3 protein-coding genes are annotated in these 1,844 nt (G+C 69.4%); 2 read left to right on the forward strand and 1 reads right to left on the reverse strand.

Annotation, left to right across the window (positions count from 1 at the left end; translation table 11 throughout):
• Together RIN43_RS16195 and RIN43_RS16200 are read left to right on the forward strand one after the other, a co-directional pair.
• Positions 1–872 (forward strand): FAD-dependent monooxygenase (locus tag RIN43_RS16195; RefSeq protein ID WP_309129955.1); only part of this gene is annotated, 872 nt, incomplete at its 5' end.
• Positions 873–976: 104 nt separating this feature from the next.
• A complete protein-coding gene (locus tag RIN43_RS16200; protein WP_309129956.1) occupies positions 977–1,357 on the forward strand; it encodes a VOC family protein in 381 nt (126 codons plus the stop codon).
• A gap of 20 nt (positions 1,358–1,377) precedes the next feature.
• Here the strand turns inward: RIN43_RS16200 and RIN43_RS16205 are convergent.
• Positions 1,378–1,844: HNH endonuclease signature motif containing protein (locus tag RIN43_RS16205; protein ID WP_309129957.1), on the reverse strand; the 467-nt coding region annotated here is incomplete at its 5' end.

Consider the following 1,844-nt stretch of genomic DNA (forward strand, 5'->3'; position numbering starts at 1 on the left):
ATCGCACGCCGCGGGTGTTCCTCACCGGCGACGCCTGTCACACGCACAGCGCCAAGGCCGGCCAGGGAATGAACGTCTCGATGCAGGACGGCTTCAACCTCGGCTGGAAACTCGGTGCCGTGCTGACAGAGCGCGCGCCGGAGGCGCTGCTGGCGACCTATGCGGCCGAGCGGCGGCCGGTGGCGCAGCAGCTCATCGACTTCGACCGTGAATGGTCGAGCCTGATGGCGCGCAAGCCGGAGGAGATCTCGGATCCGACCGACCTGGCGACGTACTACCTCGCGACCGCGGAGTTCCCCTCGGGATTCATGACGCAGTACACGCGCTCGATGATCACCGGCTCCGATGAGCACCAGGCGCTCGCCTCCGGGTTCCCTGTGGGCAAGCGCTTCAAGTCGGCAGAGGTCATCCGCGTGGGGGACGGCAACGTGGTGCATCTGGGGCATCATGCGAAGGCGGATGGTCGCTGGCGCGTCTACGCGTTCGGTGACCGGACCGGCGAAGGCCTTGCCGCCTGGGCAGGCGCGGCGGAGCCGCTGTTCGCGCGGTTCACCCCGTCGGATGCGGACGTCGACGCCGTCTTCGACGTGAAGGCCGTCTACCAGCAGCCGTTCGAGGAGGTCGAGGTCACCTCGGCGCCGGCGCTGTTCCAGCCGAAGACCGGGCCTCTGGGCCTGACCGACTGGGAGAAGGTCTACGCGAGCGGCCCGAGCAAGTGGACCGAGACCGACATCTTCGAAGCGCGGGAGCTGTCGCGCGACGGCGTGGTCGTGGTCGTCCGACCGGACCAGTACGTCGCGGCAGTGCTGCCGCTGGATGACACTGCCGGGCTGGAGGCGTTCCTGGAGGGTTCGTTCCTTCCGGCACGCTGAGCGCAGGGCCGGTGGAGCGGTTCGACCCCTCTGGCGCGATGTCGGTGGTCGGTCGTACCGTGAATCGCGGTCGGGCGACGGCGCCCGCCGGGAGGAGTCGCGTGATGGACTGGAAGATCGAACTCATCTTCGTGCCGGTTTCGGATGTGGACAGGGCGAAGGACTTCTACGAGAAGGTCGGCTTCCACGCCGATCATGATCAGACGCCGACGGAAGGTCTGCGTTTCGTGCAGATGACTCCGCCGGGTTCCGCGTGCTCGATCGCGTTCGGCACCGGACTCGGTCTCGATCTCGAGCCCGGACAGCAGAACACGATCCAGGTGGTCGTGCCCGATGCCGACGAGGCCCTGGCGCACCTGCGGGCTCTCGGCGTCGAGGCGCGCGGCGTCGACGATCAGGCCTGGGGACGTTTCGTGTCGTTCGACGACCCGGACGGGAACACCTGGACCCTGCAGGAGTTGCCCGACTACGGCGCCGCCGAGTAGCGGGGCACCGCGTCCCGGCGTCACGCGGTGTGCCGTGTGGCCTGATCGGCCAGCGGCCGGAGCGTGCGCGGGTTCCACCATCGCCCACCGGGGTCCCACCAGCCGGGACCCCGGACATGGGGCACCCCGTGATGCATGCGGATCGCCCACCCGGAGGTGTCGAGAGTGCGGTGATGATGCCAGCAGAGGGCGACGCCGTTGTCGGTGCTCGTCGGGCCACCGCGAGCGTGTTCGCGGACGTGATGGATCTCGCACCAGGATGCCGGCACGTCGCATCCCGGGATCAGGCAGCCGCCGTCGCGCAGAGCGATCGCGCGCCGTTGTTGTGCCGTGAAGATGCGGTCGGAGCTCTCGATGCCGATGATGCGGCCGTCGGGGTCGCTGATGACCCGCTGCACCGTTCCGGCGCATGCCGTGTGCCGCGCGAGCGCCACGGGCGCGGGGGAGTCGATGGCGTCGACCTGCGCCCGTCCGCGGCCGGCCGCGT

Source organism: Microbacterium sp. (assembly GCF_031178445.1).
Taxonomy (GTDB): domain Bacteria; phylum Actinomycetota; class Actinomycetes; order Actinomycetales; family Microbacteriaceae; genus Microbacterium.